The following is a 26,721-nucleotide window of genomic DNA, read 5'->3' as shown; positions in this document are numbered from 1 at the left end:
TTAGACTTTTTGGAGATTTGTTATGGCAGGTCACAGTAAGTGGGCCAACACCAAGCACCGCAAAGCGGCGCAAGATTCTAAGCGTGGCAAAATTTTCACCAAAATCATTCGTGAACTGGTGACGGCAGCAAAACTCGGTGGCGGCGATCCGGCGGCTAACCCGCGTCTTCGCGCAGCTATCGATAAAGCGCTGTCTAACAACATGACCCGCGACACCCTGAACCGCGCCGTCGCGCGTGGCGTGGGCGGCGATGATGATACCAACATGGAAACCATCATTTATGAAGGTTACGGTCCTGGTGGTTCAGCAGTCATGGTGGAATGCCTGAGTGACAACCGCAACCGCACCGTGGCTGAAGTGCGTCACGCCTTCAACAAAACCGGGGGTAATCTGGGCACTGACGGTTCCGTTTCTTACCTCTTCTCCAAAAAAGGCGTGATCTCTTTTGCTCCGGGTCTGGATGAAGATGTGGTGATGGAAGCCGCGCTGGAAGCAGGCGCAGAAGATATCGTCTCTTATGACGATGGCGCGATTGACGTGTTCACGGCCTGGGAAAGTCTGGGCGATGTGAAAGACGCGCTGGAAGCGGCCGGTTTCAAAGCCGACTCCGCAGAAGTCACTATGATCCCATCGACCAAAGCCGACATGGATGCAGACACTGCGCCTAAACTGTTGCGCCTGATCGACATGCTGGAAGATTGTGACGATGTACAAGAGGTTTACCATAACGGTGAAATCTCAGACGAGATTGCAGAAACTCTGTGATTTTCGTGCCGCCGGTGGTTTCCACCGGCTGGCTATCCTGTTATCCCGCAGCAGTTTATACTCTCCCCACTTCCTTATAAAAACGACAATACAAGGCGTTGAGCGGCTATGGCTATTATTCTGGGGATCGACCCCGGTTCGCGTATTACCGGCTATGGCATTATCCGCCAGACAGGGCGTCAGCTGAGCTATCTCGGCAGCGGCTGTATCCGCACCGTGGTGGACGATATGCCTGGACGTTTGAAACTGATTTACGCCGGTGTGTCGGAAATCATTACCCAATTTCAGCCTGACTTTTTTGCCATCGAATCTGTATTTATGGCGAAGAACGCCGATTCCGCATTAAAACTCGGCCAGGCGCGCGGTGCGGCGATTGTGGCAGCCGTGAATCAGGATTTACCGGTCTTTGAATATGCCGCACGGCAGGTCAAACAGACCGTTGTGGGCACGGGTGCCGCTGAGAAATCACAGGTTCAGCATATGGTGCGATCGTTGCTGAAATTACCCGCCAATCCGCAGGCGGATGCTGCCGATGCACTGGCGATTGCTATCACACATTGCCACATGAGCCAGAACGCAATCCGTCTGAGTACGGACAAATTACAGATGGCGCGAGGGCGGATGCGATAGACGCCGCAAGTCCATTAGGCTGGATATCCATCCAGCTTTTTTTATGATATAAACATCGCAGTTTTTGACCCGATAAGGAAAATGAACGTGATAGGCAGACTACGAGGCATCATTCTGGAAAAACAGCCCCCTTTGGTGCTGCTGGAAACCAACGGCGTTGGCTATGAAGTGCAGTTGCCAATGACCTGTTTTTACGAATTGCCGGACCTGGGTCAGGAAGCTATCATCTTCACACAGTTTATCGTCCGCGAAGATGCACAACTGCTTTACGGATTTAATGACAAGCAGGAACGTGCGCTGTTTCGCGAGCTGATTAAAGTCAACGGCGTCGGACCAAAACTGGCGCTGGCTATCTTGTCAGGCATGTCGGCGCAGCAGTTTGTCAGTGCGGTGGAAAAGGAAGAAATCACCGCGTTAATTAAGTTACCGGGTGTAGGTAAGAAAACCGCAGAGCGCCTGGTTGTCGAGATGAAAGACCGGTTTAAAGGATTAAACGGTGATCTATTTAACAATCATACTGATATCACGTTACCTGCATCGGCGTCGAAAACAAAAGAATCTGATGCCGAAGGCGAAGCCGTTGCAGCCCTGATTTCACTGGGTTACAAACCACCGGAAGCCAGCCGAATGATCAGCAAAGTTGCCAAACCGGGTGCTGAATCCGAAACGTTGATTAGAGAGGCGCTGCGCGCTGCGCTGTGAGGTAAGAGATGATCGAAGCTGACCGCCTGATTTCGTCCGAAGTCTTCACTACGGAAGAAGAAGTCATTGACCGTGCGATCCGCCCGAAGCTGCTGTCAGAGTATGTCGGCCAGCCGCACGTCCGTTCGCAAATGGAAATCTTTATTCAGGCGGCTAAGCAACGTAAAGATGCGCTCGATCACTTACTGATTTTCGGGCCGCCGGGGCTGGGTAAAACCACGCTCGCCAATATTGTGGCCAATGAAATGGGCGTGAATTTGCGCACCACCTCTGGCCCGGTGCTGGAAAAAGCCGGCGATCTGGCGGCTATGCTAACGAACCTTGAACCACACGACGTGCTGTTCATTGATGAAATCCATCGTCTGTCCCCGGTAGTCGAAGAGATTCTGTATCCGGCGATGGAAGACTATCAGCTGGATATCATGATCGGCGAAGGGCCTGCCGCGCGTTCCATCAAGCTCGATTTACCTCCGTTTACCCTGATTGGTGCCACTACCCGCGCCGGTTCGCTGACGTCACCGCTACGTGACCGTTTCGGGATCGTGCAGCGTCTTGAGTTCTATCAGGTGGCGGATTTGCAACACATCGTCGGACGCAGCGCACTGTGTTTGGGGCTGGAGTTGTCAGAAGAGGGCGCACATCAGATTGCCCGCCGTTCGCGCGGTACGCCGCGTATTGCCAACCGTCTGCTGCGCCGTGTGCGCGACTTCGCGGAGGTCAAAGGTGACGGGACGATCAACGGTGACGTTGCCAACGGTGCGCTGGATATGCTTGACGTCGATGCGGAAGGTTTTGATTACATGGACCGCAAACTATTGCTGGCTATCATTGATAAATTTTCCGGCGGGCCGGTAGGTCTGGATAACTTAGCGGCAGCGATTGGTGAAGAACGGGAAACGATTGAAGATGTCATCGAACCTTTCCTTATCCAGCAGGGCTTTATTCAGCGGACGCCGCGTGGCCGCATGGCGACCAATCATGCCTATAAACACTTTGGGCTTTCGCGCGCGGAAGAATAAAACCGGTCGTCAGACAATAGAATTCCCAACGGGCGCTTTTGCGTCCGTTTTGGTTTTTGTAGTTCACAACAAAGTAATCAACACGACCGGACAAATTGCGGTGAAAGACAGGCTCCCACCGCGTCACGGATTACACTACCGCTTTAGGGGTACGCAACTTCGGCACAACTAACTCACCCTTGGCATTGTAATAACGGCTTGGCCAGATTTCCCAGGCCGGAACGCCAATCATTTGCGCGATGATCATTTCGCCTTTAGGCCATCGTCGTGACAGGGTGTTAGAAAGTGTGGAAGAACCCAGTCCGGACTCACGGGAGAGTGCCGTCAACGTTGAACCTTTCTTGCGGATTGCTGCGATGATATCGGCGGGATGCCAGTCTTCTCTGGTATTTATCATAATACGGCCACCTCCGGAGAACAGGGGCGCAGAATAAACAGGAGAGGGGGGAGTGCCTGCCTTGGCTTGTCTTTCATATCACATTGTCCAGTAGATTAGTTGTGTGGCGACCACTGGAGTTGAGAATCTCGCTGGTGGTAGCCCTGACGGGGTTCTCAACACCGGTTCTACTGGATACCGGCCTGACCTAAGTCAGCCCCGCCTGAGCCACCATTGAGATATTGCTTGTTGTTTGTACAGGCAATAGGTGTGCGCAGACTCAGACGTGAAATGCGAGTGCACATTCCATGTCGCCAGTGAACATTCAGGTTGAGAATCCCGGTCGCGGATTTTGCCGCGACAAGGAATTATAGCGTAACGGGTAAACGGTTACCAAGGCCGTGATATCCGGCTCACTAAATTTGCAACGTTAAATGAGCTATTTAGCGTCCTCAGTCTGTCGCTGCACCTGTCGGACACCGCGCCCCATCACACTTCCACGCAAAACCTGAAGCCGGTCACATTTTCATGTTTTAGCGGCTATTACGGCTTGTTTCTGTTAACGATTCGATTGAGAATCACTATCAGAAAGCAGGATTGTTACTGTCTGACAGGCAAAACCTAAACTTCTTGTCTCTTCGCCTAACGCGGAGAGACCGGACGTTTAGGTTTTTTTTTGGCCTGAATTCAGGGGCCGGCCGCCCCGTTAAAAATACCGGCAATGTCGTGCACGACGCCCTTACTCTGATGAGATAACACCATGGAATATAAAACCTTAGCCGAAGAAATTCTCCGCGGTGTCGGCGGAAAAGAGAACGTTAACAGTGTGGTTCATTGCGCTACCCGTTTACGTTTCAAACTAAAAGATACGAATAAGGCCGATGCAGAAGGCCTGAAAAAAAATCCCGGCGTGATCATGGTCGTGGAAAGCGGCGGTCAGTTTCAGGTCGTGATTGGCAATCATGTTGGCGCAGTGTACGAAGCGTTGGTAAAAAGCAGCCCGCTTTCTGAAGACGGTGGAGAAGATTCGGGTGATAAGGGCAGTTTGTTCGCCAGGGCGATTGATATCATCTCCGGTATCTTCACCCCGTTTATCGGCATTATGGCCGCATCGGGTATTCTCAAAGGTTTTCTGGCGCTGTCGCTGGCCTGTGGCTGGCTGGTGCCGGAGAGCGGGACGTACAAAGTCTGGTTTGCTGCCAGCGATGCCATGTTCTATTTCTTCCCATTAGTGATTGGTTTTACTGCCGGTAAAAAATTCGGTGGTAATCCTTTTGTCACGATGATGATCGGCGGTGCGATGGTCCATCCGCTGATGATTGCCGCCTTCGACGCGCAGCAGGCCAGCGCACATAACGAGCATTTCTTCGGTATTCCGCTGGTCTTCATTAACTATGCCTCATCGGTTATCCCGGTGATCCTCGCGGCCTGGGCTTCCAGCTGGCTGGAAAAACGGGCGATGAAAATCCTGCCCGGCGCACTACGTAATTTTATCACCCCGCTGATTTGTCTGATGGTGATTGTCCCGCTGACCTTCCTGGTGATCGGCCCTGTCGCGACGTGGGCCAGCCAGCAGCTGGCGAACGGCTATCAGTTCGTCTATCACATCAGTCCGCTGGTGGCCGGTGGCTTTATGGGCGCGCTGTGGCAGGTCTGTGTGATCTTCGGCCTGCACTGGGGGCTGGTGCCATTGATGATCAACAACTTCAGTATTCTCGGCCATGACACCATGCTGCCACTTTTACTGCCTGCTGTGATGGGGCAGGTTGGCGCAGTCATCGGCGTGATGCTGCGCGTTAAAGACGCCCGTACTAAAGCACTGGCGGGTTCTGCCATCAGCGCCGGGATTTTCGGTATCACCGAACCGGCGGTGTACGGCATCAACCTGCCGCGTCGTCGCCCGTTTATCTTTGGCTGCGTCGGCGGCGCGCTGGGCGGGGCGATCCTCGGGTATTTCCAGACCACCGCCTACTCCTTTGGTTTTGCCAGTATTTTCACGTTCACCCAGGTGATTCCGCCAACCGGCTTTGACCAGAGCGTGACTGCCGCGATTGTCGGCACCGTTGTTGCGCTTCTCTTTGCCGCTCTGACAACCTATTTCTTCAGCATAAAAGAAGAAGCGGCTGAGAAACCCGCCGATGCGAAAGTGGACGCCGAATCGGTACAGGCACCGCGCGGTAAGACGCTGATGGGCAGCCCGATGACCGGCGCGTGCGTGGCGCTCGAAGAGGTCAATGACCCGACGTTTGCCAGCGGTTTGCTGGGTAAAGGCGTGGCTGTCGTGCCAACCCTCGGGCGTGTCGTTTCACCGGTCAACGGCACCATCGCCTCTTTGTTTAAAACGCATCACGCCATCGGAATTGAATCCGAGGACGGCGCGGAAATCCTGATCCACGTCGGCATTGATACGGTGAAGCTCGACGGCAAATTCTTCACGCCGCACGTCGCAGTGGACGCGGTGGTTAAGCAGGGCGATTTACTGCTCGAGTTCGATATACAGGGCATTACCGACGCAGGCTATGACCTGACGACGCCGGTGCTGATTACCAACAGCGACGATTATCTCGACGTCATTCCGGCCGGTGTCGGGCAGGACGTCAGCGAACAAACGCCTTTATTAACTTTATTACGTTAACGACCAGAGCCAGGAGGTTCATATGAACAAGCAATTCCCAAACGGTTTTTTATGGGGCGGCGCAGTGGCTGCCAATCAGGTAGAAGGCGCATACCTGACAGACGGTAAAGGATTGTCCACGTCAGATCTGCAACCGCAGGGCGTTTTCGGTCCGGTGCAGGAACGTGTTGAAGGCGATTTCGGTGTCAAAGACGTGGCGATCGATTTCTATCACCGTTATCCGCAAGACATGAAACTGTTCGCTGAAATGGGCTTTACGGTTCTGCGTACGTCGATTGCCTGGACGCGAATTTTCCCGCAGGGCGATGAAACGCAGCCGAATGAAGCCGGTCTGGCTTTCTACGACAGACTGTTCGATGAAATGGCGAAATACGGTATTACGCCACTGGTGACGCTTTCCCACTACGAAATGCCCTACGGTCTGGTGAAAAAACACGGTGGTTGGGGCAGCCGCGATACCATCGGGTTCTTTGAAAATTATGCCCGTACAGTGTTCAGCCGCTATAAAGACAAGGTCAAATACTGGCTGACCTTCAATGAAATCAATATGTCGCTGCACGCACCGTTCACCGGTGTCGGCTTGCCGGAAGACAGCAGCAAACAGGAAATCTATCAGGCGATCCACCATCAGCTGGTGGCCAGCGCTAAAGCGGTAAAAGCCTGCCACGAGATAATTCCCGACGCTAAAATCGGCAACATGTTGCTCGGCGGGATGCTGTATCCGCTGACCTGCAAACCGGCTGACATGATGGAAACGCTGCAACAAAACCGTGACTGGTTATTCTTTGGCGATGTGCAGGTGCGCGGTGCGTATCCCGCTTATATGCAGCGCTTCTTTAAAGACCGTGGTATGGAAATAAATATCACTGCTGAAGATAAACAGGCGCTGAAAGAAACGGTCGACTTTATTTCTTTCAGTTATTACATGACAGGTTGTGTGACCACCGACGAAGAATTAAATATTAAAGCGCGCGCCAATATATTAAACATGGTGCCGAATCCGCATCTGAAAAGTTCCGAGTGGGGCTGGCAGATTGATCCCGAAGGTTTGCGCTTCCTGATGAATGAATTATATGACCGCTACCAGAAACCGTTATTTATTGTAGAGAACGGTCTGGGTGCCCGCGATAAAGTGGAAGCCGACGGCAGCATCAATGATGACTACCGCATACAGTACATCAACGATCATCTGGTTCAGGTTCGCGAAGCGATTGAAGACGGCGTTGAAGTCATGGGCTACACCAGCTGGGGGCCGATAGACCTGGTCAGCGCATCGAAAGCGGAGTTCTCAAAACGCTACGGCTACATTTACGTGGACCGTGACGATCAGGGCAACGGTACGCTGGAACGTCGCCGTAAGAAAAGCTTCTTCTGGTATACCGATGTCATTAAATCTAACGGTGCTGCCTTAAAATCATAATCCAGTCTTAGTGAAAAATTGGCGGTCTGAAATAACGCAGGCCGCTTGTTCAGTCAGTCAATAATAATGCGAATAAATCGCAGGGCTGTCTGTTTCTGTGAGTTGATAAAAACCAATAAAAATATTATCGCGTTTAAATAAGTAATTTGATGGGAATATAATGATGAAACCCTTTTTGACCTTTGCTGCACCTACAATCAATCCGTCACATAATCACGGCCCAGTTAATAAGATTCATCTATTAAGGCGCGCCGCTCTGACACTTTGTCTGTTCGGTTCAATTATCAGTCCTGCGCTGGCCGAAAATAACTGGAACGGCACCGTGTTGGGGTTTGAAGCGCCGGGCGAGGGAATGCTCGGCGATATGTTGGGTATTCGCCCTATTCTGGAAAACCACGGTTTTCACTATCAGCTCGGTTATCTCAGCGAATCGGCCTACAACGCAGGTGGCGGTTACAATCATGATAAGAAGCTGGCGTATATCGATCAGTTTTCGCTGACGTTTACTCAGGATCTGGAGATGTACACCGGCATTCCTGATGCGGCTATTGAAGGGAACATCGTCAACCGTAACCATAACGATAACCTGACCTCAGAACGGACACAGGATCCGCGTGTGGGTTTCAACGATATAGCGCAGGAAAGCTGGGGCGGACAATCGATTACCCGTCTGGGCTGGCTGACCTTTGGACGCAGCTTTGACGATCGTAAGCTGCACTGGCGCATCGGTATGATGAACAAGAATCAGGATTTCGATCAGATAATCCCGTGCGATTTCCAGTTACTCAGCCAGTGCGGCGGTAAATCGGCCAACTCGATGACCTGGTTCAACTGGAATAAACATTACTGGGGCACCACTTTCCAGTACAAACTGACGCCGGAGCTGACGCTCAAAACCGGTATCATGGAGCAAAACCCGGATGCCTCCGATCGTAAATACGCTTGGAGCGGCTCGCTGAAAGGAGCGCGCGGTATCCTGCTGCCGATGGAAGCGGAGCTGAAAACCAAAGTCAACGGCCTGCCGGGGATTTATAATTTCGGGCTGCTGTACACCAACTCGAAGCAGCAGGATCTCTCGGAAGGTAAATCACAGAGCGTGGGCGCGACGGATCCTCAAGGCTACCGTACGCACAGCGACACCTGGTTTATGTACACCGGTTTCAACCAGCAGGTGACCACGCGAGGCGACGATGCAAACCGCGGCATGAGCGTGTCATACAGTCTGGGTCTTGGCGATCAGCGCAGCAACTACATTCACCATACGCAGGCCGCGTCCATGCGCTATCGCGGTCTGTTTGATGCCCGCCCTGACGACTGGCTGGGTTTTGGTGTGACCTACATTAAAATGAGCGATCATTACCGAAAAAATCAGGAAAACCTGAACGACTATTATCAGGTGGATGATTACGGCAATCCGCTCTATACGCCGCTGGCCGGGCATTCGGTAAACGCTGATTTGTACTATCAGATTAAAGTGCGCTCATGGCTCATCTTGCAACCGGATTTGCAGTACTGGCACCGTCCGGGAGGCGTAGCCGAAACTCAGGATGCCTGGGTTACAGGTCTGAAAGCGATTGTCACTTTCTGATATTTTATCTGCTCTCAGACCGCAGCGATCGTCATCACGCTTTTAAGGTGTTGCCTGCAAGGTGAATGACCTGATCTGATAGAATTATCAGGCAGATACGAACGATTACAACAGAATGAACCTGACCTTCTTCGCGGACGGTTGGGTTTTTCTTTTCAGGGAATAAGCATGAAAATCGCCAAAATACTCAATAATAATGTGGTGGTTGTCATAAACGAGCAACAGCGCGAGCAGGTCGTCATGGGCCGCGGGCTGGCGTTTATGAAGAAAGCGGGGGATGAGCTCGATGACAGTAAAATCGAGAAAATCTTCGCCTTACAAAATGACGAACTGATCGCGCATCTGACTGAACTGCTGTCGCACATTCCGATGGAAGTGATGACCACCTGTGATCTGATTATTTCGCTGGCGCGCAGTCGTCTGGGGAAATTGCAGGAGAATTTGTACATTGCCCTGACCGATCACTGTAACTTTGCCATTGAGCGTCAGAAGCTGGGCGTGCCAATCAGCAATGCGCTGCTGTGGGAAACCCGCCGCTTGTATCCGAAAGAATATGCGCTGGGAGTGGAAGCGCTGGACATCATCGACACGCGTCTTGGCGTGCGGCTGCCGGTGGACGAAGCTGGCTTCATTGCGCTGCATCTGGTCAACGCGCAGCTTAACGGCGAAATGCCGGAAGTGGCGCAAATCACCCGCGTCATGCAGGAAATCCTCAATCTGGTGAAATACCAGCTGCGTCTGGAATACGACGAAGAAGCGCTGAGCTATCAGCGGTTTGTTACCCATCTTAAGTTTTTTGCCCAGCGGATGCTCAACCGCACTGTGGTCGCCGACGACGACATGACGCTGCACGTTGCGGTGAAAGATAACTATCCGCAGGCCTGGGCCTGTGCGGAGAAAATCGGCGAATACCTGACCGCGCAGTATCAGCGAGAGCTGACCACCGAAGAGGTGATGTACCTGTCCATCAACATTGAGCGGGTGCGTAAAGAGAGCCAGCCAAAGGCGCCGTCATGACCGCACGGAAACACAAAATTCGTCCTGCGAAATATGAGTGATAACAATTTTTAATTACGTTTTTTTTGCCTCGGTTAGTGAGAAAAGGTAGCATCCTTCGCCGTTATTGCTTGAAAACAGTTCCGGCTTAAAAAAATACAGTGGATAAACCACGTAAACGTCGAGGCTTGCAATCGGTTGCTTGCAGCCTCAGACGTCAGGCGAAGGTCATTTTTTGGAGAACAAGATCGAATGAAGTCTCATAAAAAGTCGGCAGAGGCAAAACGCGCTGCCAAAAGACGCTGGTTGGATTCGCACGACGACGGGTATCACAAAAGTATGGGCAATCGTCAGGTTCAGATGATTGCTATCGGGGGTTCTATCGGCACCGGCTTGTTCCTCGGTGCAGGTGCACGCTTGCAGATGGCCGGTCCGGCACTGGCCATCGTCTACGCAGTGTGCGGTATTTTCTCATTCTTCATCCTGCGTGCGCTTGGCGAACTGGTGTTACACCGTCCGACCAGCGGCAGCTTTGTTTCCTACGCGCGTGAGTTTCTTGGCGAAAAAGCCTCTTACGTGGCCGGTTGGATGTACTTCCTCAACTGGGCGATGACCGGGATTGTCGATATCACCGCAGTGGCTCTGTATATGCACTATTGGGGAACCTTCGGTGATGTTCCGCAATGGATGTTTGCGCTTGGTGCGCTGGCGATTGTCGCAACCATGAATATGATCGGCGTGAAGTGGTTTGCCGAAATGGAGTTCTGGTTTGCGCTGATTAAAGTCGCGGCGATTGCCATTTTCCTGGTGGTCGGCGTGGTGTTTCTCGGCACCGGCAAAGAGCTTGCGGGCAACGCCACCGGTTTGCATCTGATCACCGATAATGGCGGGATATTCCCGCACGGCCTGTTACCTGCGCTGGTGCTTGTGCAGGGCGTGGTCTTTGCCTTCGCGGCGATCGAACTGGTCGGTACTGCGGCGGGCGAAACTAAAGATCCTGAGAAAGTGCTGCCGAAAGCCATTAACAGCGTGATCTGGCGTATCGCCTTGTTCTACGTTGGTTCAGTGGTGTTGTTGGTTCTGCTGCTGCCGTGGAATGCTTATCAGGCGGGTCAGAGTCCGTTCGTGACCTTCTTCAGTAAGCTGGGCGTGCCGTATATCGGGACAATCATGAACATCGTGGTGCTGACTGCCGCACTGTCGAGCCTGAACTCTGGCCTGTACTCCACCGGTCGTATTCTGCGTTCGCTGTCGATGGGCGGATCTGCGCCGAAATTCATGTCGAAGATGAGTGCGCAGCAGGTGCCTTACGCGGGCATTCTGGTGACCGTCGGGATTTACATCATCGGCGTGGTGCTGAACTACTACGTGCCATCGCAGGTATTTGAAATTGTTCTGAACGTCGCATCATTGGGCATCCTCAGTTCATGGGCATTTATCATTGTCTGCCAGATGAAGCTGCGTACTGCTATCAAAGAAGGCCGTGCCAAAGACGTGTCCTTCAAAATGCCGTGGGCACCCGTGACTTCCTGGCTGACGCTGGCGTTCCTGGCCAGCGTGCTGGTACTGATGGCGTTTGACTACCCGAACGGCACCTATACTATCGCGACCATTCCGGTGCTGATCATTCTGCTGGTGCTGGGTTGGATTGGTCTGCGTAAACGCGCGGCTGAAGTTAAAGAAGCTCAGATTGCCCATGAAGATGCGCATCACGACGGCGCAGAAGTGAAGTAATTCTTCCCGTCATATGACGATGAAGACTCAGGGCTGCCGCAAGGCGGCCCTTTTTTATGTTGCGACGTCAGCGTTGCAAAAGTAAATACTCCGAAACTGCCCGGTCTTTCCCCCATTTCTTTCTGAGTTGGCTAGTCTTAGGTCTTTGCAAAGACAAGAGAGACGCATGTTTAGGATCCTGCTACAAATTTTTTCCAGCCCCGAGCAATTTCTTGGGTTGTTCAGCGCCGCTGATATTGAAAATACGCTGGAAGAAGGCGAACGCATTTTAATTGATGAAAACGGTACCGCTTCAGTAAATCCCGCCAATGAGGACATGCAGAAAGACTTCGCCCGTCACGTCAAACGCATGAGCGTGCTGTAATGGCGACGGCGGTCTTCATGGTGTTAATGGTCTGCGGGTACTGGTACACCACCCGCGACATCTCATCGCGTTTCAAACTTAAACGCACCTTCGGCTGGGACGTCTATTTTCTGGTCGCGCTCTACGGCTGCATCTTCGTGTTACAGGGCGTGCTGGTTATTGCGCTGGTCTACATGGCGTTGTGGGGCATTTCCGGGGTGATCAACTGGCTGCCCGCGTTGCCACATTTGCATCAGGACGTGCATTATCACCGCGATTTCATTAACTGGAGTTTCCTCGGCATTCAGGCTCCGGTGGTCATTATGCTGGCGGTGTCGGTGATGCTTTGTCTGGTGCGCACCACCTGGTCAGCCGGCCTGCGGCTCAACACTGCCGGGCGCAGAAAGCTTTATAAGCAGCTGACGCGCGCCAACGGCGTGGAAGGCATTTTGTATCAGTGCATGGAGCAGGGAGACATGGTGTTTATCACGCTCCAGTCGCGCCGCGTCTACATCGGCATGGTCCATACCGCGCGTTGTGAAACGTCGTCATCAGACAACGTGGTGGTGATCCCGATGGTCAGCGGCTATTGCGACAAAGACACCCTGGAGCTGCGCGTTGAGCATAACTATGCCCGCTATTACCGCGATCACGGCATTACGCCGGTGTCGGAACCGGTGAACGTGTTGAATTTCCGCAAGGTGATTTTACTCAGCCAGATTGAGACGCTGTCACTGTTTGACCCGGCCAGCGCATGCGCGTTTGAAAAACTGATCCCACTTATCGAAGAAGACATGAAGAAGAAAATTGGAGAGACGGACGCCTGACATCAGGCGTCCGGTAAGACGGTCAGGCCAGCGTAAAGCTGAAATCGCTCAGGCCTTCGATGCCGCCGGTGATCACATCACCGCGCTGCACCGCACCCACGCCCGCAGGCGTGCCGGTGTAAATCAAATCACCGGGCTGCAATTCTACCGCCTGTGACAAATAACTGATGACGTCCGCCACCTGCCAGATCTGATCGCTTAAATCGCCGCGCTGCCGCTGCTCACCATTCACATCCAGCCAGATTTTCCCTGTTGCAGGATGACCGGTCTGACTGACCGGCAGCAGCGGACTGGCGGGTGCGGAGGCATCAAACCCTTTGGCGAAATCCCACGGACGGCCCATTTTTTTTGCCTGTGCCTGCAGGTCGCGGCGGGTCAGGTCAACACCTACGGTATAACCCCAGACATGCGACAGCGCATCGGCGACAGCGATATTTTTACCGCCCTGAGCGATGGCCACGACCAACTCGACTTCGTAATGCAAATCTTCAGTCAGGGTCGGATAAGGCACGCTGCCACTGGCCGGAACCACGGCGTCGGCAGGCTTGGAGAAGAAGAACGGCGGCTCGCGATCGGGGTCGTGGCCCATTTCGCGGGCGTGCTCGGAATAGTTGCGGCCTACGCAGTAAACGCGGCGTAAGGGGAAACGTGCACTCTGGCCTTCAACGGCCAGAGAAGGCGTTTTGGGTACGGCAATTACAAATTCGGTCATCGTATTCACTTCACAAAGTTAACGTATTGTTATATTTGCAAAGCGAACATCGGTTGACCAGCAAATTGTTGTTACTGGTCAATGTGAGACGGTCAGGATTTGTAACGCGGCGCCGCCTGGGATTGTAGGAAGTTCGGCAGCATTGCCCCGCGCAGGGCGTCGAAATCATTCCACTGTTTTTCATCATGCAGCGGCGGGATAGTGATTTTTTCTTTGCGATCAAAGCCCAGCAGCGCCGCATCCACCAGCTCACCGACTTCCATCACGCCCGGTACTTCGTCGATATTCTTACCTGAGCGCGCCCAGATTTCAGTGCGCGTCGCGGCAGGCAGCACCGCCTGAACGTACAAACCGCGCTCTGCCATCTCAAATTGCAGCGTCTGGCTGAAAGTCAGAACAAAGGCTTTAGTGGCGGAATAGACGGCCGATTGCAGCTCGGGCGCCAGTGCCATCACAGAAGCGATATTAATGATCGCGCCTTCTTTGTGTTTCAGCAAACCTTCGAACGCCACGCGGGAGAGGCGGGCAACCGAGGTGACGTTCAGGGTAATCAGATTCTCGATGGCATCGGCGTCGCTGTTCTCAAAACCGCCCGGCAGCGAGGCGCCCGCATTATTCACCAGCAAAGAGATTTGCGGATTGGCGCGGATAAAGGTTTCAACTCGCGCCAGATCTTCGCTGCGGGTCAGATCGGCGGGCAGCACGGTGACGTTGACACCGGTTTCTTGCTGCAGGCGTTGCGCCAGAGAATCCAGACGGGCGGCATCGCGCGCGACCAGCACCAGATCGTAACCGCGTTTTGCCAGACGGTCGGCGTAAGTGGCACCGATACCGCTGGATGCGCCGGTGATGAGAGCAACGGAGGAAGCGGAATTTGAATGAGACATGGGCAGAACCTCAAAGTAAAGGGATAGGCTAAGTGGTTTAATTATGAAACCAGATGATTTTTATCACCAGTGGTTTTATAATGCAACCAGATTATTTAAGCAGGAGGTGCCCTTGAAACGTACCCGTCTGGAAAATACGCCTTGCCCGACCGCCCGGGCGCTGGATTTGATCGGTGACTGGTGGACGCTGCTGATTGTCCGCGACGCAATGCGCGGCATGACGCGTTTCAGTGAGTTTCAGCGCAGCCTCGGTGCGGCGAAAAACATCCTCAGCACGCGGCTGAAAACGCTGGTGGCAGAAGGCATTTTGAAAGTGGAACCGGCCGCCGATGGTTCGGCGTATCAGGATTATGTGCTGACTGAAAAAGGTCTGGCGCTCCAGCCGATCCTCGTGGCATTAGGGCAGTGGGGCAGCGAATATTTGTTCGAAGAAGGCGAGGCCTGCACGCGTCTGATCGACACCCAAAGCCGTCAGCCGCTGCGCCAAATCGAGTTACAGGCGCAGGATGGCCGTATTCTGCAAAGCCGGGACATTACGGCGATCATTCCTGAGGTGTGAGGGGATGTACGTTCATCTGTTTCGTTGCGCCATCCGGTGACGAAAGATGGCGCAGTTTTTGAGAGAATCTTACCGATCGCCCGGTGAGTTCACCAGGGTACTCTGCTCCTGGTCGAGAACTGCCAGACAGGCTTCGCCGCGCCTGCGAATTTTTAGCAAGGCTTTGCGGGTGGCCTGATAATACTGCATCAGCTCACTTTTACTGGCTTCGGGAAAGGGCATGCCGCACAGGAGATCGGCGTCAACATGACCTTTCGCGACGGTCAGCACATCCCCCGGATTTTGCGATAATGCTTTCGCCAGCGCAGTAAGAAGCATCGAGTGCATCGGTGCATCTTTACTTTCTGCCAGTGAATCGGCGACCAGCAACCACTCACGTTTACCTTGCGCGATAGCCTCGCCGATATTGGCACGCTGTTTTGCCGACAGCTGGCTGATAACATCATCGACGCCATCGCGATCAATGGCTTGTAGAATCAGTTCGGGGGTCAGTTTTTGACGATTCAAACGAGAATGCTGTTGTTGCGTCGAAGTATTCTTAAGCCCGCTGATAGCCTGCTCCAGCTGGTCATTACAGGGTTTTCCTGCGGTGCCCAGTTTTTTCAGCGCCGCGTGACTCTGCTTGTAGTAGCGCGCAAGCCAGTTGTCATCTTTGCCACTGAAAGGCATGGTACACACGGTGTTACGGCCTGGGAAATCCGTGTTTTTCTTCACTGAGATAGCGTCAATGACCGCCGGGGCATTTTTAGGGAGTGCGTTAGCCAGCGCCTCCGCAACCGTCGTGGCGTTTCCGCCCTCAAGTCCCGGCGCCAGTTTAGGCACTAACGCGATCCACTGCGTATCAGCGTTGAGGATCCCTTCACTGAGAGTATTGATCCCTTTTTCATCAAGGCCGCGAATAGTCTCCGCCGCGCCGATTTTATCTATTGAAGCCTGCAAGCTTTGCGGCGTAACGGAAGGTTGTGAAGCGGTGGCGCTGAACGCCACCCATAACAAGAGTCCGGCAAGTTTTTTCATATCCAGTTCCTTTGGAAGATTTTGCAATGTGAGCCTCAGCAGGGCGGACGCCACTATACGCGATCGTCATCCGTGGAGCGAAGGGCTTCCTTAGCCAGGAGATGAAAGTTTGATCGAAACAGGCATTTAACGCCTCACTTTCTCATGCCAGTAGCGGCTCACCTCTTCCTCGCCATTCAGACTCACCACCATATCCCCGCTGACGATAAAGTGCGTCAGGTCGCTGCGCATCTCCAGCGTGATGACGGCTTCCATCCACCAGCCTTCGCGGCCCATTTTCATGGTCTGTGTCAGCAGATAGCGCGCAGAAAGCGGATCGTCGTTACTGACCGTCAGTTCGCGGCGCAGGTTATGATCCACCGTGGTGTCGATATCATCGAAACGATAGACACCTTCGCCGAACACGCCGCCAACGCCGTGAGTGACGCTGGTCCAGCTATCGGTGAGGAAATCATAGGTGATGTTGCGATCAACGCGACCCGGCGACAGCAGGGTTTGCGGCGTCGGGACGGCGCTTTGAGGTTCGGCAATCGGCCCGGTGATGCTGACCGGCTGAGCACACACCGGCAGAATAAGCTGCGCGCTGTGCAGGTCAACGGTGAGCGTCGCTGCTTCCGCCATGGGCCAGATCATCGGCCAGAACGTGGTGGCCAGCGAAATCCGCATCCGGTTTCCGGCAGCAAAGCGGTGGGCGATGCCGTCCAGTTGCACCGGAACTTTCACCTTTTGACCGGGGATCAGCGGGACCGATTTATCATGACCCTGAAGATGCGACAGGTTCAGCCAGCCGTGGGTGACGCGGTTGACCGAGCCGTCGGGGGCGACGTCGGAAAGACGAACGTAAAGCATCGCAGCAGGTTTATCGCTGCTCAGCTCGACGGTGAACTGCGGGAAACCGAAAATCGTCAGCGGTTCTGCCAGCGGTTCGCCGTCGAAAAACTCGGCCATGCCGTCATCGACGCGCTGATCCGGCGGCATTTCGCCGGGTACGCCTGCGCCCATCCATTCACCGGCCATCAGGCCGTGGTTCTGCGGTGAACACAGGTTGATGACGCCCGCGTCGGCGTCAGGTTGGGTATTCAGCTGGCCGCGCGTCAGCCAGCGGGGGCTGTGATGCACATTGCTGGCGGTACCGCGATCAAATCCAACCCACTCGCCACGACTGACCGGCCGCATGGCCGACGGCGGCTGGCTGTCCTGCAACCAGGTCTGGATCATCGGGCCGTCCATCGCGCCGTTGTCTTCGTCTTTCAGCCAGTGATCCCACCAGCGAACCGCTTCCTGCAGGAATCCGATTGCCGGTTCAGGAGTGCCGTCCTGCGGATAGATATGCGCCCACGGGCCAAGAATGGCGCGACGCGGTACCTGTAAATTATCCATCAGACGGAACACGGCGTTACTGTACGCATCCGCCCAGCCACCGATGGCCATCACCGGACATTGAATGGCTGACCAGTCTTCGCATACCGAACCGTGCTGCCAGTAGGCATCGCGCAGCGGATGCTCCATCCACAATGCGGGGAAGAACGGCATATTTTCCAGACGGTTGATCCAGTCTTTATACCAGCTGTCACCCACCAGCGCCGGGTCTGCCGGACGGCTCTGGTACGCCAGCATAATGCCGCCCCACCAAAGGTTATCGTTGAGCAAACAACCGCCTTTGTAGTGAATATCGTCGGCGTAACGGTCATCGGTGGAACAGACGGTGATGACGGCTTTCAGCGCAGGAGGGCGGCGCGCGGCGACCTGCAAACCGTTAAAGCCGCCCCAGGATTTACCCATCATGCCGACGTTGCCGCTGCACCAGCTTTGCTGCGTGATCCAGTCAATCACTTCCAGTGCGTCGTCCTGTTCCTGCAACAGATATTCGTCGGCCAGCAGGCCGTCGGATTCGCCGCTGCCGCGCATGTCTACGCGCAGTACCGCGTAGCCGTTGCCGGCAAAGAAACCATGCATCGGTTCGTCGCGGGTACGGGTGCCGTCGCGTTTGCGGTAAGGAATGTATTCGAGGATCGCCGGAACCGGCTGGCGTGCGGCGTCATCCGGCAGCCAGAGGCGGGCGGCGAGGCGCGTGCCGTCACCGAGCGGGATCCACAGGTGTTCGGTCACGGTGACGGCGTGAGGGAATTGGGTCACGATGCGTTTGGTGCTCATAAGACTCCTGTCGAAGGCAGGGCTGACGCCGCAAGCGGAACGTTGCGCAGGGCGAGTACGTCGTCCAGCCAGCTTGTGCGCATTTCCGGTACGGAGGTCAGCAGTTTTTCGGTATAGCTGTGCATTGGCGCGCGGAAGACCACGTCGGTATCCCCGCTGGCGACCACTTTGCCCTGATACATCACCGCGACCTGATGGGCGATGCGTTTGACTGTACCCAGATCATGAGTGATGAACAGGTAAGACAGCCCCAGTTGTTGCTGCAGTCGCCGCAGCAGATTCAGCACTTCTTCGGCGACCAGCGGGTCGAGCGCCGACGTCGCTTCATCGCAGATAATCAGCTCCGGCTGCGCGGCCAGTGCACGTGCGATACACACGCGCTGCTTCTGCCCGCCGGAGAGTTCGCTGGGGCGACGGTCGACCAGCTTCACCGGCAACTCGGTCAGGCGCAGCAACTCTTCCACGCGTTCACGAACCTGCTTTTTGTTCATGCCAAAATAGAAATTAAGCGGGCGGCCGATGATGTCCAGCAATGTCTGGCGCGGGTTCAGCGCCACGTCGGGAAGCTGATAAATCATTTGCATCCGGCGCAGCGTCTCTTTGTCGCGCTTCTGATAATTGTGCGAAAGCGACATGCCGTCGAAATCTGTCGTGCCCTCGGTGTCCGGCAACAGCCCGACCAGCGCGCGCGCCAGCGTGCTTTTTCCGCTGCCGGATTCGCCGATGATCGCCAGCGTTTTTCCGCGCAGTAGTTGCAAACTCACGTCATGCACCACGCGCTGACCATTGTAACCGGTACTGATTTTTTGCATGGACAGCAGCGGCTGGCCGGAGGACGCATGGCCGTCTGCCAGTGGCGTGAGCGCATGTTCGCGTTCGGCCACCAGCCTGCGGGTGTATTCCTGCTGCGGATTTTCCAGGATAGTTTGCGTATCACCGGTTTCCACTTCTTTGCCGTGACGCAACACCATAATACGGTCGGCGAGCTGGGCAACCACGGCCAGATCGTGAGTGATGTACAGCGCAGCGGTGTTGAACTCGCGCACCAGTTTGCGCAGCATCACCAGCACTTCAATCTGCGTGGTGACATCCAGCGCGGTCGTGGGTTCGTCCATGATCAGCAAATCAGGCTTGCAGGACATCGCCATCGCGGCCATCGCCCGTTGCAGTTGTCCGCCGGAAAGCTGATGCGGATAGCGTTTGCCGATGTTTTCCGGATCCGGCAAATCCAGCGAGCGGAACAGAGAAATCGCCCACTGGCGGCTCTCTTCTTTGTTCATCAGGCCGTGACGAATCGGGCCCTCGCAGACCTGTTTTCCGATAGTGAGCGCCGGATTAAATGCGGCGGCTGCGCTTTGTGCGACATATGCCACGCGGCGTCCGCGCCATTCCTGTTTAACGCGGGAAGGTTGCGAAACGATGTCGGTGCCGTCGAGAAACACTTCTCCTCCGGCAATCCGGCAGCCCTGACGCGCATAACCCAGCGCCGCCAGTCCGATAGTCGATTTACCGGCACCGGATTCGCCGATAAGCCCCAGTACTTCGCCCGCCGCCAGTTTCAGCGAAATATCCTGCACCAGCGGGGAGCCATCGAGGGTTTCGATGCGCAGTCCGCGCATCTCCAAAATTGTACGGGTCATGCTTCATCTCCATGCGGCAGGCTGTTGCGTGCCAGCAGCCAGTCGACCACCAGATTAACGCCAATGGTCAGCAGGGCAATTGCCGCCGCCGGATACAGCGGGGCGAACTGGCCGAAGTTAATCGCCTGCGCGTTGTCGCGCACCATGCTGCCCCAGTCGGCATACGGCGGCTGGATGCCCAATCCTAAGAAACTTAAGCCCGCGATAAACAGGAAGGTAAAGCAGAAACGCATCCCGAATTCTGCCAGCAGTGGCGGCAGGGCGTTGGGCAGGATCTCGTTAAACAGCACCCAGCGCAGGCCTTCACCGCGCAGACGAGCTGCTTCCACATATTCCTGACAGACAATCGCCTGCGCCACCAGCCGCGCCAGACGAAACACGCGGGTGGCGTCGAGCAGGGCGATGGTCAGCACCAGCACCGGGATCGAGGTGCCCATCACCGAAAGGACGATCAGGGCGAAAATCAGCACCGGAATTGACATCACGGTATCGACGATGCGCGACAGCACAACGTCCACCCATTTGCCGTAAATCGCGGCGGTAAAGCCGGTGACGATACCAATGATGAAGGAGCTGAAGGTGATGGTCAGCGCGATGGCAATGGTGGTACGTGCGCCAAACAGGATGCGTGAGAGCATATCTCGACCGAGGCTGTCAGTGCCAAACGGCGTGGCGGCAGAAGGCAGCAGCCAGATATCGCCGACCTGTTCGGTTTCGCTATGCGGCGCAAGCCACGGCGCAAATACTGCCGCCAGCAAATTTACCGCAATAATCACAATGCCAATCCAGGCCGACAGCGGGATATTAATGAAATAACGGTTCATGATGTCCCTCTTTTTAGCGCGCATGGCGCAGGCGTGGATTGCACCAGATCGCCAGTAAATCGGCGGTGGTGTTGAGGAAAATATAGGTGCCACCGAACAGCAGGCCACAGGCCTGAACCACCGGCAGATCGCGCTTGGTCACGGCATCGACCATGTACTGACCGATACCCGGATAGACAAACACCACTTCCACCAGGATCACCCCGACCACCAGATACGCGAGGTTGAACGCCACAACGTTAATGATCGGTGCGAGGGCGTTGGGCAAGGCGTGTGAGACCACAATGCGCCAGCGCGGAATGCCCTTGAGTACCGCGCTTTCAATGTACGGGCTGGACATCACCGCCGTGACTGAGGCGCGGGTCATGCGCAACATATGCGCAAGGACCACCAGCGTCAGGGTGAGCATCGGCAGGGTGCAGACATACAGCCGGTCGGCCAGGGTCGAAGAACTGTCCACCATCGCCAGACTGGGAAACCAGGTCAGACGGATGGCGAAGGCAATCACCAGAATGTAACCGACGAAAAACTCCGGCACGGAAATGCTGATGAGCGTCAGGGTATTCGCCAGCCTGTCAAAGACCGAACCGCGCCAGATAGCCGAGGCGATGCCTAAACCTACCGCCAGCGGAATGGCGATCACTGCGGCATAACCCGCCAGAAACAGCGTGTTGCCCAGACGCGGCAGCAGCTCGTCGCTGATCTGACGACCGTTGGCCAGCGAATGTCCTAAATCGCCGTGCATAATGCCCGCCAGCCAGTGCAGATAACGCAGCACTGACGGCTCATCTAGCCCCAGTTGCAGGCGCAGCGCCGCCACGGTTTCCGGCGTGGCGCTCTGGCCTAAAATGGCCGTCGCCACGTCACCGGGCAACATTTCGGTGCCGATAAAAATCAGCACCGACACCAGCCACAGCGTGATAATACCGAGCAGCACACGCTGTAAAATCCTCTTCTTCATCATGCCTCCAGCCAGACGCGCTCGGCCAGACGACCACCCATGAAGTTAAACATCGGGTGCGGTTTGATACCGCCGACTTTTTTACTCGCCGCATCGAGATAATCGCCAAACAGCGGGATCATCGCACCGCCGTTGTCACGCACAATACTTTGCAACTCGCCGTAGATTTCGGCACGTTTGCTTTCATCGAGCAGTGAACGCGCCTGAAGGAGCAGGGCGTCGAACTTCTCATCTTTCCAGTGGGTATCGTTCCATTTGGCGGTGGACTGATAGGCGGTAGAGAACATCTGATCCGCCGTCGGACGGCCACCCCAATAGCCCATGCTGAACGGCGCTTTCATCCACACGTCGTCCCAGTAACTGTCGGCGGGCTGTCGTTTGATGTTGACCTGAATCCCACCTTTTTGCGCTTGTCCCTGGAACAGGGCCGCAGCGTCTAACGCCCCGGCAAAGGCGGCATCGGAGGAGGAAAGCTCTATTTTGAGATCCGTCAGACCGGCTTTTTTCAGATAGAACGCTGATTTGTCTGGATCGTAAGCGCGCTGCTCAAGGTTGTGATTGAAGAAGCGGTCGGTTTTCGGGATCGGGTGATCGTTACCCAGCGAGCCGTAGCCGCGCAGCACGGTATCGAGGATTTTCTGCCGGTCGATGCCGTATTTTATCGCCATGCGCACGTCGTTGTTGTTGTACGGTGCGACGCTGCAATCCATCAGGAAGGTAAAGTGCTGGCCGCCGGCAGAACGAATGATATTGAGCGCCGGGCTGCGTTTGAGAAAATCGACGGTTTTGAAATCAACACGGTTAATGGCGTGAACCTGCCCGGAAATCAGGGCGTTGGTGCGCGCCGTCGGGTCGTTGATCACCAGCACTTCCACAGCATCGACAAATGCGCGATCCGGCTTCCAGTAGTTCGGGTTACGTTTGAACAGCGAGCGTACGCCCGGCTCGTACTGATCAAAAATGAAACCGCCGGTGCCAATCGGGTGGGACCAGTCGGTAAAACCGTTCGGTACCACCACCAGATGGTAATCCGCCAGCAGGTAGGGCAGGTCGGCATTGCCACCGTCGAGAGTTATAAGGATCTGGTTGTCACCCTGTTTGGTCAGGCCGGTAATGGGCGCAAGCTGGGTTTTGATGGCACTTTTAGATTTGTCACCGCGGTGCAGGTTGATGGAGTAAAGAATATCGTCGGCGTCCAGCTTCTTACCGTTGTGAAAAGTGACGCCCTCACGGACGGTAAAAATCCACTCTGCTGCACCCGGTTTGGCTTCCCACTTAGAGAACAGTTCCGGCGTGGCCTGGTTATTTTCATCAATTTCGATCAGGCCGTTCATCAGCATATATGCCTGATTTAAGGGCACCCAGTCGCTGAATAATGTCGGGTCAAGCGTATCGCTGGTATTTCCGCCTGACATACCCAGTTTTAATACGCCGCCTTTTTTAGGCTCGGCTGCAAACGCGGAGAAAGGCGATAATCCCCATGCAGTAGTAATACCCACAGCGGAAGCGCTGGTAATAAAGCCGCGTCGGCTAAGTTGTGCATCCTGCATTAATTTCGTCAAAGGGGAATTATTATCTTTCATTATTTTCTCCATGGTGGCGTGCTGAAATTTTATAGGTGCAAGTGAAATATCCCTGGTGTATCAAATGGGCGCAATGGTTTGCCTGCCTGATTTATATCAAAACACTCTGCGTTACTGGCATGAGAATTTATCATGAGGGTATGCGAAAAATGCGCGGCAGAACACCCTGAAAAGCTTTATTTTTCTGGGTAATGAACGTTCGCAAAGGGAAAGGGCCGGTGGAACTGCATACGGTGGTCGGGTTAATTGGTGTGTTTTGTTATCTTCTGGCTTATGCGTTGGTCCAGATGCGCAGACTAGCGGTTGATGCTAATACTTACGCATATCTTAATATTATCGGCGGTGTGTTCGGGCTGTATTCTTTGAGCCATGATTTTAACCTTGCCTCCTGTATTTCGCAGTCATGCTGGCTGTTGTTCACATTAATTGGCATGAATTCTGCGAGAAAGCGCCGTTATCTGGAGAAAAATAAAATACCGCCGATGGATATTTAATTAACACATCAGAGTTTTATTATTTAACGCCTCACCTGCTAAAGGGGAGGCGCTACATTTCATGGCTTTTTCAGCCAGTTAATCACCTTATGCACCACTGGTTTGAGGAATCTGTCCTGCGGCGTAAGCATGTAGCATTTTCCGGCGGCGGTCAGCTTACCGGGATGCGCGGCGACCAGTTGCCCGCTGTTGACGTAATCCTGCACCAGCCCTTCCCAGCCCAGTAAAATGCCATCCCCCAGCACCGCTGACTGCACCAGAAACGGGTAGTTGTTGGCACGCCAGGTGCGGCGGGGCGAGACGTGGCCGATATCCTGCGAGGCAAACCAGTCTCGCCAGCCGGTCCACTCACGTTGCGGGTCGTCCTGAATCAGCAATGTTTGCTCCAGTAAATCTGCCGCGCTGGCCTGTGGGGGAAGGCGGGTGAGGAATTCCGGTGAGCACATGGGATAGCAGACTTCATCGAACAGTGCCTCGACGTGATAGCCTGCAGGGGGTTCGCGCAGGTAGAAAATCGCCAGATCGAATTCTGAGGATTTCAGGTCGGAAAAACTGTCGGAGATTTTCATGCGAATTTGTAAATCCGGCATCAGCTGGCGCAGCGTGGATAGCCGCGACGAAAGCCACAGCCCGCTCATCGCGCTGGTGCAGGCCAGCGTCACCTGCGGCAGGCCGTTCCAGCCCATGACTTCGGCGGTTGACTGCGAAATGTCGCCAAGCAGTTTACGCACCTGTTGTGCATAGATCTCTCCGCGCGGCGTCAGCGTAGTTTTGCGCTGAGCGCGCTGGAATAGTTTACAGCCGAGCATCTCTTCCAGCTGGATAATCTGGCGGCTGATGGCGCTTTGCGTCAGGTTCAGCTCTTCGGCGGCGCGGGAAAAACTGCAATAGCGCGCCACACATTCAAACGCCACCAGCGTGTTCAGGGGCGGTAACGGTTCTATCTGCACGATGACAATTTCTCCGGGTGGCGTTTAGCAACTTTCCAGCATTTGTGACGCTAATATTCCCACACGCTGTACCGCGCGCTCGGTTTTGGCAGTCAGGGTCTGGGCGTAATTCATTCGCAGGCAATTACGGTATTTTCCCGACGCGGAGAATATCGAGCCGATGGCGATCTGCACGCTATGTTCTTCCAGCAAGCGATTTAACCGCAGCGTATCGACGCGTTCATCAAGTTCGATCCACAGCAGAAAACCGCCCTGAGGGCGGCTGACGCGTGTACCGCACGGGAAATACTTCATCACCCAGTCGGTCATGGTACACAGGTTGCGCTGGTACTGATTGCGCATACGGCGTAAATGCACCAGGTAATGCCCCTGCTTGATGAAGTCGGCAATAGCAATTTGCGGCAGCGTGGCGGACGCGCCGGTGGTGATGTATTTCATATGGATCGCGCGGTCGTGATAACGCCCCGGTGCAATCCAGCCGACGCGCAGGCCGGGTGCCAGCGTTTTGGAAAAAGAACTGCACAGCAGCACGCGACCGTCCTCATCAAATGAGGTAATGGTGGCCGGGCGGGGATACTGATACGCCAGTTCGCCATAGACATCGTCTTCGATAATGGCGATATCGTAGCGCTGTGCCAGACGCAGCAGACCTTTTTTACGTTCGTCCGGCATGTTGTAGCCAAGCGGATTGTTGCAGTTGGGCGTCAGCTGAATAGCTTTGATTGGCCACTGTTCCAGCGCCATTTCCAGTGCTTCCAGACTGATGCCCGTGACCGGATCGGTAGGGATTTCCAGCGCTTTCATGCCGAAGCCTTTCAGAGTTTGCATCGCACCGTGAAAACTCGGCGAATCCACCGCCACAATATCGCCATGCTCGCACACCGACCGGATGGCTATCGACAGCGCTTCGTGACAGCCGGTGGTGATCAGAATATTGCTGGCATCCATGTGGCTGCCGCTGTCGATCAGCAGACGGGCAATTTGTTCCCGTAAATCTTCCGAACCGTAGATGCTGTCGTAATGAAACGCGTTGAGATTCTGATGCTGACCAGCGCGACCCATCAGGCGGCTGAGCGGTTTGAGGGTGGGCGCGGTAACGTCCGGCGAGCCGCGACCCAGCTGCACGACGCCTGGCCGGTGTGGCGAAGTGATGAGATCCAGCACCTGTTCCCACTGGGAGATCTCCACCGGGCGCTGCGCAGGGCGACAGCCGGAGGGCAGGGCGGCCTGGAGGCGTGCACCTTTCACAAAATAACCGGATTTTGGGCGAGCTTCGACCAGTTGTTTTTCCTCCAGCACGCGGTAAGCCTGCTGCACCGTACTCACGCTGACGCCGTGTTCACTGCTCAGTACGCGCACCGACGGCAGGCGGATACCGGCGGGATACAAACCTTGCTCGATGCGGTCGCTCAATACGTTTGCCAGATTTTCATAACGGTTCATTATCTTTTTCTCAACTCCTGCGCAAAGAAAACAGTACAGATGCAATCAATCTAACCCTGTATCTGTCATCTAATCCAGATCTGTATGGTTGAAATACTAAAAATCTGAATCTGTAATGTTTTGGCCGTTTATCCGATCCTGTTGTCAGGTCGTTAACAGGGGCAGAATATGAAAAATATCATTGAAGAACGTCAGTTTGCAGCGTGTGAAATTGTTGTTTGTGAACGAGTTATTGCAACAGATACCGTTGCGCCGTTACATACCGTACAGACGCCGGTCAAAAAAGCGGGGCTAGCCGGGCAAGTGTATGCCGCTATTTACAGCTGGAATGAGCGCCGGGTCAGCCGCAAGATTTTGCATTCGCTGAGTACGGATCAGTTGAAGGATATTGGGCTTGCGAAATCGGATATCGACAGGGAGTATCCACGCAGCGTATGGCCGAACTGGCCTAAATGATTTTG

Annotated in this window: 25 protein-coding genes; 14 read left to right on the top strand and 11 right to left on the bottom strand. The window is 54.6% G+C overall.

Annotated features, from left to right (window positions below):
- Window positions 1–22: 22 nt before the first annotated feature.
- The 4 genes from TU92_RS02705 (at window position 23) to ruvB (ending at window position 3,117) form a co-directional block, all read left to right on the top strand.
- A complete protein-coding gene (locus tag TU92_RS02705) occupies window positions 23–766 on the top strand; it encodes a YebC/PmpR family DNA-binding transcriptional regulator (protein WP_112164422.1) in 744 nt (247 codons plus the stop codon).
- A gap of 108 nt (window positions 767–874) precedes the next feature.
- Entirely contained in the window at window positions 875–1,396 is a 522-nt protein-coding gene (ruvC, locus tag TU92_RS02700) for a crossover junction endodeoxyribonuclease RuvC (protein ID WP_056769506.1), read from the top strand.
- Window positions 1,397–1,483: 87 nt separating this feature from the next.
- Complete coding sequence (ruvA, locus tag TU92_RS02695) at window positions 1,484–2,098, top strand: Holliday junction branch migration protein RuvA (RefSeq protein WP_112164510.1); 615 nt, start codon at window positions 1,484–1,486, stop codon at window positions 2,096–2,098.
- A gap of 8 nt (window positions 2,099–2,106) precedes the next feature.
- Window positions 2,107–3,117, top strand: coding sequence for a Holliday junction branch migration DNA helicase RuvB (ruvB, locus tag TU92_RS02690; protein WP_112164421.1), 1,011 nt, complete (start codon window positions 2,107–2,109; stop codon window positions 3,115–3,117).
- A gap of 130 nt (window positions 3,118–3,247) precedes the next feature.
- Here the strand turns inward: ruvB and TU92_RS02685 are convergent, their stop codons facing one another.
- Window positions 3,248–3,514 (bottom strand): helix-turn-helix domain-containing protein, encoded by a 267-nt coding sequence (locus TU92_RS02685; RefSeq protein ID WP_112164420.1) that lies wholly within the window; start codon window positions 3,512–3,514, stop codon window positions 3,248–3,250.
- Between the two features lie 739 nt (window positions 3,515–4,253).
- Between TU92_RS02685 and bglF the strand changes: the two genes are divergently transcribed.
- The 7 genes from bglF to TU92_RS02650 all read left to right on the top strand — a co-directional run bounded on the left by bglF (window position 4,254) and on the right by TU92_RS02650 (window position 13,036).
- Entirely contained in the window at window positions 4,254–6,128 is a 1,875-nt protein-coding gene (gene bglF, locus TU92_RS02680) for a PTS beta-glucoside transporter subunit IIABC (RefSeq protein ID WP_112164419.1), read from the top strand.
- Between the two features lie 22 nt (window positions 6,129–6,150).
- Window positions 6,151–7,548, top strand: coding sequence for a glycoside hydrolase family 1 protein (locus TU92_RS02675; RefSeq protein ID WP_112164418.1), 1,398 nt, complete (start codon window positions 6,151–6,153; stop codon window positions 7,546–7,548).
- A gap of 232 nt (window positions 7,549–7,780) precedes the next feature.
- Window positions 7,781–9,136, top strand: coding sequence for a carbohydrate porin (locus TU92_RS02670; protein WP_425272532.1), 1,356 nt, complete (start codon window positions 7,781–7,783; stop codon window positions 9,134–9,136).
- Window positions 9,137–9,304: 168 nt separating this feature from the next.
- Window positions 9,305–10,153 (top strand): transcriptional antiterminator BglG, encoded by an 849-nt coding sequence (gene bglG, locus TU92_RS02665; protein WP_112164417.1) that lies wholly within the window; start codon window positions 9,305–9,307, stop codon window positions 10,151–10,153.
- 231 nt (window positions 10,154–10,384) lie between these two features.
- Window positions 10,385–11,866, top strand: a complete 1,482-nt coding sequence (ansP, locus tag TU92_RS02660; RefSeq protein WP_112164416.1) for an L-asparagine permease — start codon at window positions 10,385–10,387, stop codon at window positions 11,864–11,866.
- Window positions 11,867–12,032: 166 nt separating this feature from the next.
- Window positions 12,033–12,230: a hypothetical protein gene (locus TU92_RS02655; RefSeq protein WP_112164415.1), complete on the top strand. Its 198-nt coding sequence runs from the start codon at window positions 12,033–12,035 to the stop codon at window positions 12,228–12,230.
- Window positions 12,230–13,036 (top strand): hypothetical protein, encoded by an 807-nt coding sequence (locus TU92_RS02650; protein ID WP_112164414.1) that lies wholly within the window; start codon window positions 12,230–12,232, stop codon window positions 13,034–13,036. Before TU92_RS02655 ends, TU92_RS02650 begins: the two co-directional genes overlap by 1 nt.
- Before the next feature lie 22 nt (window positions 13,037–13,058).
- On the opposite strand, the gene TU92_RS02645 is transcribed toward TU92_RS02650, so the two are convergent.
- Together TU92_RS02645 and TU92_RS02640 are read right to left on the bottom strand one after the other, a co-directional pair.
- Window positions 13,059–13,748, bottom strand: a complete 690-nt coding sequence (locus tag TU92_RS02645; protein WP_112164413.1) for a fumarylacetoacetate hydrolase family protein — start codon at window positions 13,746–13,748, stop codon at window positions 13,059–13,061.
- 92 nt (window positions 13,749–13,840) lie between these two features.
- Window positions 13,841–14,635 carry an SDR family NAD(P)-dependent oxidoreductase gene (locus TU92_RS02640; RefSeq protein ID WP_112164412.1) on the bottom strand — a complete coding sequence of 265 codons (795 nt, stop codon included), beginning with the start codon at window positions 14,633–14,635 and terminating at the stop codon, window positions 13,841–13,843.
- A 112-nt stretch (window positions 14,636–14,747) separates the two neighbouring features.
- Here TU92_RS02640 and TU92_RS02635 point away from each other — a divergent pair, with 112 nt between their 5' ends.
- The gene (locus TU92_RS02635) at window positions 14,748–15,194 is read left to right on the top strand and encodes a winged helix-turn-helix transcriptional regulator (RefSeq protein ID WP_112164508.1); all 447 of its coding nucleotides are present in this window, start codon (window positions 14,748–14,750) and stop codon (window positions 15,192–15,194) included.
- 69 nt (window positions 15,195–15,263) lie between these two features.
- Here the strand turns inward: TU92_RS02635 and TU92_RS02630 are convergent, their stop codons facing one another.
- The 6 genes from TU92_RS02630 to TU92_RS02605 form a co-directional block, all read right to left on the bottom strand.
- On the bottom strand, window positions 15,264–16,211 hold the full coding sequence (locus TU92_RS02630; RefSeq protein ID WP_112164411.1) for a hypothetical protein: 948 nt from the start codon (window positions 16,209–16,211) through the stop codon (window positions 15,264–15,266).
- Window positions 16,212–16,337: 126 nt separating this feature from the next.
- Window positions 16,338–18,365 (bottom strand): CocE/NonD family hydrolase, encoded by a 2,028-nt coding sequence (locus TU92_RS02625; protein ID WP_112164410.1) that lies wholly within the window; start codon window positions 18,363–18,365, stop codon window positions 16,338–16,340.
- Window positions 18,362–20,005 carry an ABC transporter ATP-binding protein gene (locus tag TU92_RS02620; protein ID WP_112164409.1) on the bottom strand — a complete coding sequence of 548 codons (1,644 nt, stop codon included), beginning with the start codon at window positions 20,003–20,005 and terminating at the stop codon, window positions 18,362–18,364. Before TU92_RS02620 ends, TU92_RS02625 begins: the two co-directional genes overlap by 4 nt.
- Complete coding sequence (locus TU92_RS02615) at window positions 20,002–20,829, bottom strand: ABC transporter permease (RefSeq protein ID WP_112164408.1); 828 nt, start codon at window positions 20,827–20,829, stop codon at window positions 20,002–20,004. Before TU92_RS02615 ends, TU92_RS02620 begins: the two co-directional genes overlap by 4 nt.
- A 13-nt stretch (window positions 20,830–20,842) precedes the next feature.
- Window positions 20,843–21,790 (bottom strand): ABC transporter permease, encoded by a 948-nt coding sequence (locus tag TU92_RS02610; protein WP_112164407.1) that lies wholly within the window; start codon window positions 21,788–21,790, stop codon window positions 20,843–20,845.
- Window positions 21,790–23,373, bottom strand: coding sequence for an ABC transporter substrate-binding protein (locus tag TU92_RS02605; RefSeq protein ID WP_112164406.1), 1,584 nt, complete (start codon window positions 23,371–23,373; stop codon window positions 21,790–21,792). Before TU92_RS02605 ends, TU92_RS02610 begins: the two co-directional genes overlap by 1 nt.
- Before the next feature lie 218 nt (window positions 23,374–23,591).
- Between TU92_RS02605 and TU92_RS02600 the strand changes: the two genes are divergently transcribed.
- Window positions 23,592–23,867, top strand: a complete 276-nt coding sequence (locus TU92_RS02600; RefSeq protein WP_112164507.1) for a CBU_0592 family membrane protein — start codon at window positions 23,592–23,594, stop codon at window positions 23,865–23,867.
- 59 nt (window positions 23,868–23,926) lie between these two features.
- Here TU92_RS02600 and TU92_RS02595 read toward each other — a convergent pair whose 3' ends face one another.
- Window positions 23,927–24,817 (bottom strand): LysR substrate-binding domain-containing protein, encoded by an 891-nt coding sequence (locus tag TU92_RS02595; protein ID WP_112164405.1) that lies wholly within the window; start codon window positions 24,815–24,817, stop codon window positions 23,927–23,929.
- A gap of 24 nt (window positions 24,818–24,841) precedes the next feature.
- Entirely contained in the window at window positions 24,842–26,260 is a 1,419-nt protein-coding gene (locus tag TU92_RS02590; protein WP_112164404.1) for an aminotransferase-like domain-containing protein, read from the bottom strand.
- A 168-nt stretch (window positions 26,261–26,428) separates the two neighbouring features.
- On the opposite strand from TU92_RS02590, the gene TU92_RS02585 reads away from it, so the two are divergent.
- Entirely contained in the window at window positions 26,429–26,716 is a 288-nt protein-coding gene (locus TU92_RS02585; protein WP_112164403.1) for a DUF1127 domain-containing protein, read from the top strand.
- Window positions 26,717–26,721: the final 5 nt, after the last annotated feature.

Source organism: Rahnella inusitata, from assembly GCF_003263515.1.
In the GTDB taxonomy this organism is placed as follows: domain Bacteria; phylum Pseudomonadota; class Gammaproteobacteria; order Enterobacterales; family Enterobacteriaceae; genus Rahnella; species Rahnella inusitata.
The sequence above is the reverse complement of the archived record's forward strand: the minus strand, read 5'-3'. Positions and strand labels throughout refer to the sequence as shown.